We start from the raw sequence: 7,039 nt of genomic DNA on the forward strand, positions 1-7,039 counted from the left end.
GGCTGGTCAAGGTATGGTGCGGTGTGACGTCTTCGCGGGTGCGCCGCCCTCCCGATGAGGCCCGGCGCCTGATCCTGGACACGGCCGAGCGGCTCCTGGCCGAAGGGGGTGTCGCCGCCGTCCAGGTCCGGGCCGTCGCCACCCGCGTCGGCATGACCGACGCCGGGGTCCACCACCACTTCGGCAGCCGCGACCACCTCCTGGAAGCGTTGTTGCGGCACGGCGGCCGGAAGATCCGCGCCGGAGTCGGGGAAGTGCTGGCGTCCTGGCTCGGCCGCGGGGCCGATCTCGGGGAGCTCGTCGAAGCCCTGGCCGCGTTCTACCGCGGTGGCTACGGCGAACTGGCGGTGGCGTTGCACGCCGCCGGGTGGCGGGACCGGGGCTCGGGGATGCTCGCCCCGGTCGTCGACGCGCTGCACGCACTGCGGCCCGACGCCGTGCGCGTCCCGGTCGAGGACACCAGGCTCGCCGTCGCCGCACTCCACCAGGCCCTCGTCGCCGAGTCGCTCTACGGGCCCGTGTTCCGCCGCAGCGCCGGCGTCACCGGCCGGGCGGCCGCGACGAGCGGCCCCCAGCTCCGCTGGTGGACCACTCAGCTTTCGCGGGCGCTCGGCCTCACCTAGGGCGTGTCTGGTGACCGGACGGCGAGTGCGGTACAACCGGAAGCGTGGCCGAGCGCGTCGGGCGTCCTGACCCGCACGGTTCCGTCGAACGGGACGTGCTGGTGCGGTACCTCGACGCCTGGACCGCGACCGTGCTGCGGTCGCCGCGTGGCGGAACCTACGTCGAATGCGGCGAGTTCGCCGCCGATGCCTTCCGGGTCTTCGGGGAGTTCGCCGACCGGCTGGCCGAGCACCCCCTGGCCGTGGTGCTCGTCGGCCGGCCCGCGCCGGGCGGGGCTCCGGCGGGGCTGGCCGTCCGGACGGCGGGTGATCTCCGGGAAGTCGAGGTGTCCGGGCCGATGCTGGCGCACCTGTGCGGCCCCTGGCCGCCGGGCCTGGTGCGCGGCAAGGCGCACGAGGTCCTGCTCTCGGCCGAGCCGGGCACCGATCACCGGGACCGGCTGCGGGCGGCGGGGCTCGGGTGCGCGGTCGCCGTGGACCTCGTGGCCGACGACGGGACCGCGCGGGCCCTGGTGTTCGCGACCGCCGACAGCCGGCACCTCGCGACGTTCAAAACCGAGCTGTGGGCGGCGGACGAGTTCGCGGGCATCCGGTACCGCGACCCGGCGGACGCCGAGGGGACGCTGGTCGACATCTCGCTCACCCCGCAGCTGCTGCCGCTGCGGCGGGCGCTGCTGGCGGAACTGGACCGGCGGGGCGCCGCCACCGTCGCCGAGCTGCAGCGGTTCACGCTGCTGGAAACGATCTACCGGCCCGAGGACGCCGTCGGCGCGCTGACCGCCGCGGTGGCCGCCGGGCAGGCCGGGCGGGAACCGGAAAAGGGCAGGCTGAGCTCCCGCACGATCCTCTCGGCGGCCCGGTGGGCTAGCGGTTCGCCAGGGTCGGGCGCAGCGCCGTGACGACGGCCGTGGTGACGACCAGGTGCATGAGCATCAGGCCGAAGACGTTGGCGGCGGTGGCGCCCGCGGTGAACAGCAGCAGGTCCGGGACCCAGGTGAGCACGAGCACCGCGGGGACGACCACGCGCAGGGCGTGCGGTGCCCGGCGGGCGAGCACGAACCAGCCGACGGTGCCCAGCAGCAGCCCGACGGCGGTGGCCGGCAGGTAGACCGCGGGGGACAGGCCCATGGCGATCCCGCCGTCGTCGAGCGCCAGCGCCCCGAGGGCGATGCCGGTGTTCGCCGCGGCGGCCGCCAGGAAGGCGAAGCCGAGACGCAGAGCGGTGGTCGTGGTGCGCCGGGGGATGGTGGTCATCGCTCCTCCTTGACTTTAACACGCAACCCAGACGGTAGGTTGGGTTGCGTGTTAAAGTCAAGGCGTGAGTGGAGAGGAGCCGGTCCGCTGGCTCGGCGAAGACGAGCGGCGGGCGTGGATCAACCTGGCGAAGGTCCTCCTCACGCTGCCGGGCGCGCTCGAAAGCCAGCTGCTGCGCGACGCCGACCTGACGCTGCTGGGCTACATGATCCTGGCGCGCCTGTCCGCCGTGCCGGGGGAAAGTCTGCGGATGAGCGAGATCGCGGAGATGGCCAACGGGTCGCTGCCGCGGATCTCGCACGCCGTGGCGCGCCTGGAGGACCGCGGGTGGGTGACGCGCGAGGTCCGCACCGGCCAGGGCCGCCGGTTCACGACCGCGACGTTGACCGACGCCGGCCGCGCGCACCTGGCCGCCTCGGCACCCGCGCACGTCGCCACGGTCCGCCGGCTGGTGACGGATCCGCTGGGCGACGACTTCGTGCGGGTCGGCGACGCCGTGGCGCGGATCGTCGAGACCCTCGGGCTGCCCACGGAGATCCTCAAGCCGGAGTAGGGCAGCGGGTTCAGCGTCCCCGGGCGGCCTTCGTGCGGTGGCGGTACAGCAGCCACACGAAGTAGGGCGCGCCGATGATCGCGGTCATCAGGCCGGCCGGGAGCTGCCCCGGGGCGATGACCGTGCGGCCGGCGGTGTCGGCCGCGCAGACGCCGATCGCGCCCAGCAACGCCGCGGCGGGCAGCAGGCGGGAATGCCGGCTGCCGACGAGCGCGCGGGCCGCGTGCGGGGCGACCAGCCCGACGAACGTCAGCACCCCGATACCCGCGACGGCCGCGCCGGTCAGCAGAACCGCGCACGACAGCAGCAGCAACCGGGTCCGGGCCACGGGCACGCCCAGCGCCCGCGGTGTTTCGTCGTCCAGCGACAGCAGGTCGAGTTCCCGCCGCAGGCGGACCAGCACCGGCACCACCAGCAGCAGCGCCAGCGCCATCGGCACCAGGTGCGGGAAGGCCCGGCCGTAGGTCGAGCCGCCCAACCAGGTCAGCGCCTTGGTCTCGTTCCACGGATCGGACAGGGTGATCAGCAGCGTCACCAGCGCCTGCGCCGCCGCGTGCACGCCGAAGCCGATCAGCACCAGGCGTTCACTGGCGAAGCCGCCCCGGGCCGCCACGGCGAAGACCAGGGCCATCGCGAGGGCGGCGCCCAGGCCGGCGGACCCGGTCAGGGTCCAGAACCCGACCCCGGACACGGCCGTGATGACGGCGACCGCGCCGAGGCCCGCGCCGCCGACGACCCCGATCATTCCGGGCTCGGCCAGCGGATTGCGCGCGACCGCCTGGGTGAGCGCGCCGCCCAGCGCCAGTGCCGCGCCCGCCAGCAGGGCGGCCGCGACGCGGGGGACGCGGGTGTCCAGCACCCCGGTGACGATCGGGCCCGCCCGGCCGGTCACCCAGTTGACGACGTCGCCCAGCAGCAGTTTCGCGTCGCCGAGCAGGACCGCCCCGACGGCGGCGCCGAGCACCCCGAGTACCAGCACGCCCAGCACGAGACGGTACCGGCCCCCGTTCACCCCGCCCCGCGCGCCGGCCGCGGGCGGTTCGGCGGTCGCGGTGGTGATCCGGGCCGTCCGGGCCAGCACCACCAGGAAGAGCGCGCCGAGGATCGTCGTGACGACGCCCGTCGGCACCTCCAGCGCGCGTTGCGGGCCGATGATCGCGCGGAGCAGCACGTCGGCGCCCAGCAGGAGAACCGCGCCCAGCGCCGCCGAACAGGGCAGCAGGGCCGCGTGCCGGTGCAGGCCCGGCACCGCGGAAGCCAGCAGCCGGGCCACGGCCGGCGCGGCGAGGCCGACGAACCCGATCGGGCCGGCCAGGGTCACCGCCGTCGCGGCCAGCAGCACGGCCAGCGCGATCGCGGTGCCGCGGACGCGTCCGATGTGGACACCCAGCGTCCTGGCGTGGTCGTCGCCGGCGTGGATCAGGTCGAGCCGCCGGGCCATGCCGAGCAACGCGGCCAGCGCGACGCCGGCGACCGGGCCGAGCGTGCGGACGCCGGCGAGCCCGTTCTGCTCCAGCGAGCCTTCGCCCCAGGCGAAGAGACCGCGCGTTTCCTGGGAGTACAACAGCAACAGGACCTGGGTGACCGAGACGAGGGCCAGTGCGATCGCCGTCCCGGCCAGCACCAGCCGCACGATCCCGGTGCCGCCGGTGCCGGACAGCGCGAGCACGACCGCCGCCGCGGCCAGCCCGCCCGCGAAGGCGATCCCGGTCGCGCCGAGCAGGGGCAGCGAGACGCCGAAGGCGGCCACGGCGACGACAGCCAGGTGTGCCCCGGCGTTGACGGCCAGGGTGTCCGGCGACGCCAAGGTGTTGCGGGACACCGATTGCAGCACCGCGCCGGCCACGCCGAGCGCGCTCCCGACGACCAGCGCCGCGAGCAGGCGCGGCAACCGTGATTCGACGACCACCGCGGCCGTGTCGCCGGTGCCGCCGCCGAACACGAGCCGCAGCACGTCCAGCGTGTCCAGGTTCGCGGTGCCCTGCGTCAGGTGCACGGCCGAACCCAGCAGGACGAGCGCGGCGAGCCCGCCGCCGAGCAGCGCGAGCCGCCCGCGGCGCCGGACGGCGGCCACGGGCGGCTCGGTCAGCGTGACCACAGCTAGTTCTTCAATGCGTCGACGGCGGCGTCGACGAACTGCGCCATGGACTTCGGCCCGCCGAACATCCAGAGGGAGTCCGGGAAGCGGTGCACCTTGCCGCTCTTGACGAACGGGAGGTTCTGCCAGATCGCGTTGCCGGCCAGCTGCTGGGAGTACGGGTCGCCCTCGGCGTTGTTGGCGAGGTACCAGAACCGCACGTCGGGCAGCTTGGTCAGGCCTTCGACGTCGGCCTGCGCGAGACCGTAGACCGCGTCGCCGTCCATCGGCCAGGCCGTCTCGAGGCCGAGCCTGCCGAACACCGCGGACACCAGCGCGCCCTTGGTGTACGGGCGGATGCTGACCGCGCCGGAAGTGACGTAGGCGTCGGAGAAGGCGACTTTCTGCCCCAGGGCGCCCAGTTTCTCCACTTCGGACCGCCCGGCGGTGAGCTTCTGCTCGAATGCGGATTTCAGCTGCGCGGCCCGGGATTCGGTCCCGGTCGCCTTGGCGATGGTGTCCAGGTTGGCGTACATCCCGGCGATCGGGTCCTTGGCGTTGCCTCCGGTGATGACGATGACCGGGACCTTCGCCTCGATCTGGTCCAGGGCTCCTTCGGTCACGCTGTCGGTGACGACCACGAGGTCCAGGCCCAGCGAGCCGAGCGTGTCGAGGCTCGGTTCGCCGCGGGTGCCGATGTCCTTCGGGGTGCCGTCGAGCTTCTCGGCGCTGACCCACTGGCCGTAGCCCTTGATGTCGGCGACGCCGACCGGCATGACGCCGAGCGACACGAGGTGCTCGACGGCGTTCCACTCGGTCGCCGCGACGCGCCGGGCCGGGTGGGCCAGCTTCACCTCCTTGCCGCGCGAGTCGACGACGGTGACAGGGCCGGCGCCACCGGTGGCGGCCGCGTTGCCGGTGGGGGCCTCGGTGGTGCCGCAGCCCGCCACGAAGAACGTGACGGCCGCGGACAGGCCGAGCAGCAGCCGGGTGATACGCATGTTTCTCCTGTTTCCTCGGATCAGACCGACGCGGTGCGCGCGTCGTTGAAGCGGCCCACCGCGCGGGTGTGGATCCGCCCGTCGGCCGGATCGGTCACGACCTCCACGCGGATGCCGTAGGCGCGGGTGAGGTTTTCCGGCGTCAGCACGTCGGCGGGGGCGCCCTCGGCGGTGACCCGGCCGCCTTCGAGCAGCAGCACCCGGTCGGCGACCGCCGCGGCCTGGTCGAGGTCGTGCAGCACCACGCCGACCCCGACACCGTGCCGGTCGGCGAGGTCGCGGACGACGTCGAGGATCTCGACCTGGTACCGCAGGTCGAGGTAGGTCGTGGGTTCGTCGAGCAGCAGCAGCGCGGTGTCCTGGGCCAGGCAGGCGGCGAGCCACACCCGCTGGGCCTGCCCGCCGGAGAGGGCCTGCACCGGCCGGTCGGCGAGGGCGGACAGGCCGGTGAGCTCCAGCGCGCGAGCGACGGCGGCGGGGCCACCGGGGTCCCGGCCGCTCCACCGCGACCGGTGCGGGTGCCTGCCGTATTCCACCAGCTCCCGGACGCACACCCCGCCCGGCGCCGTCCGGTGCTGCGACAGCAGGGTGATCCGCTTGGCAACGTCCTTTCCGGACAGTGCGCGCAGGTCGGCGCCGTCGGCGAAGGCGACCGAGCCGGCGACCGGCGGGTGCAGCCGGGCGAGCGTGCGCAGCAACGTCGACTTCCCGCTGCCGTTCGGGCCGATCAGCGCGGTCACGGTCCCGGCGTGCAGGGAGACGGACGCGGCACGCACGACGACGTCGGTGCCGTAGGCGACGTCGACCGCACGGGCGTGGACACCGGTGCCGGCGGGGTGGGGGACGAGGGACACAGGAGGACCATAAGGTCAGGCTTACCTAAGTAACAAGGTGGCGGACGGCACAATCCGGACACCGTCGCGTTCGGGTCGTCCGGTACCGAAGGCGCCGCGTTCGTCCGCCGTCTTCGCCTCCCGATCGGCGCGGCCGCCGCCGGATGCCGGCGCGGCCCCGGGCCCGCCCGCCCGCGGGGAGCGGGTGGACGAACCGCCGTGAGTCGGCTCGCCGGCGGTGCTGCCCGGCGGGGCGTTTCGAAGCCGAGCTGCGCGCGGCGGGCGTCCGCATTCCCCGATAGGGCATGAAAAGGACACCCGCCGGTGATTTTCCGGCGAACAATCGGCGGTCCACGAACCGTGGAAGAATCATCGAAAAGCGCGGCCGGGTTTTCGGCCGCCGGCTGCGCGCCACGCCGGAATCAGGTGGTTCGCCATCGCGAGGACCACGCCGGCGGCCACGCACGCCCAGCGGTCCGGGCCCGGTCCCGGCGCGCCGAGCACCGCGCACCCGGCGCTGCCCGCGGCGAGCACGACCGCCCGGCACACCACCACCCACGACACCTTCTCCGCGCCGAAACACCCGCACGGCACGCCCGGCCGCCGTGTCCGCAGCACCGCCGCGTACCCGGCGAAAACGCAGTACAGCGCCGCTTGCGCGGTGGCGGGCAGAACCGTGGCGGCCGGTAGACATCGCG

8 protein-coding genes are annotated in these 7,039 nt (G+C 74.3%); 3 read left to right on the forward strand and 5 right to left on the reverse strand.

Annotation, left to right across the window (positions count from 1 at the left end; all coding sequences use genetic code 11):
• Nucleotides 1-23: 23 nt before the first annotated feature.
• Both IE317_RS39845 and IE317_RS39850 read left to right on the forward strand, forming a co-directional pair.
• Nucleotides 24-623 carry a TetR/AcrR family transcriptional regulator gene (locus tag IE317_RS39845; RefSeq protein ID WP_229903167.1) on the forward strand — a complete coding sequence of 200 codons (600 nt, stop codon included), beginning with the start codon at nucleotides 24-26 and terminating at the stop codon, nucleotides 621-623.
• A gap of 44 nt (nucleotides 624-667) precedes the next feature.
• Nucleotides 668-1,522, forward strand: coding sequence for a hypothetical protein (locus IE317_RS39850; protein WP_191316547.1), 855 nt, complete (start codon nucleotides 668-670; stop codon nucleotides 1,520-1,522).
• Here the strand turns inward: IE317_RS39850 and IE317_RS39855 are convergent.
• Nucleotides 1,488-1,877 (reverse strand): DUF6069 family protein, encoded by a 390-nt coding sequence (locus IE317_RS39855; protein WP_191316548.1) that lies wholly within the window; start codon nucleotides 1,875-1,877, stop codon nucleotides 1,488-1,490. The two genes, IE317_RS39850 and IE317_RS39855, sit on opposite strands and share 35 nt — an antisense overlap.
• A 64-nt stretch (nucleotides 1,878-1,941) precedes the next feature.
• On the opposite strand from IE317_RS39855, the gene IE317_RS39860 reads away from it, so the two are divergent.
• Nucleotides 1,942-2,430 carry a MarR family winged helix-turn-helix transcriptional regulator gene (locus IE317_RS39860; RefSeq protein WP_191316549.1) on the forward strand — a complete coding sequence of 163 codons (489 nt, stop codon included), beginning with the start codon at nucleotides 1,942-1,944 and terminating at the stop codon, nucleotides 2,428-2,430.
• A 10-nt stretch (nucleotides 2,431-2,440) separates the two neighbouring features.
• Here the strand turns inward: IE317_RS39860 and IE317_RS39865 are convergent, their stop codons facing one another.
• From IE317_RS39865 to IE317_RS39880, 4 genes are all read right to left on the reverse strand, one after another.
• Nucleotides 2,441-4,528, reverse strand: coding sequence for an iron ABC transporter permease (locus IE317_RS39865; protein WP_308443423.1), 2,088 nt, complete (start codon nucleotides 4,526-4,528; stop codon nucleotides 2,441-2,443).
• Nucleotides 4,529-4,530: 2 nt separating this feature from the next.
• A complete protein-coding gene (locus IE317_RS39870; protein WP_191316550.1) occupies nucleotides 4,531-5,508 on the reverse strand; it encodes an ABC transporter substrate-binding protein in 978 nt (325 codons plus the stop codon).
• A 20-nt stretch (nucleotides 5,509-5,528) separates the two neighbouring features.
• Nucleotides 5,529-6,362, reverse strand: a complete 834-nt coding sequence (locus IE317_RS39875) for an ABC transporter ATP-binding protein (RefSeq protein WP_191316551.1) — start codon at nucleotides 6,360-6,362, stop codon at nucleotides 5,529-5,531.
• Between the two features lie 348 nt (nucleotides 6,363-6,710).
• A partial coding sequence (locus IE317_RS39880; RefSeq protein WP_373309231.1) for a MauE/DoxX family redox-associated membrane protein occupies nucleotides 6,711-7,039 on the reverse strand: 329 nt, incomplete at its 5' end.

The organism is Amycolatopsis bullii (assembly GCF_014654205.1).
Taxonomy (GTDB): domain Bacteria; phylum Actinomycetota; class Actinomycetes; order Mycobacteriales; family Pseudonocardiaceae; genus Amycolatopsis; species Amycolatopsis plumensis.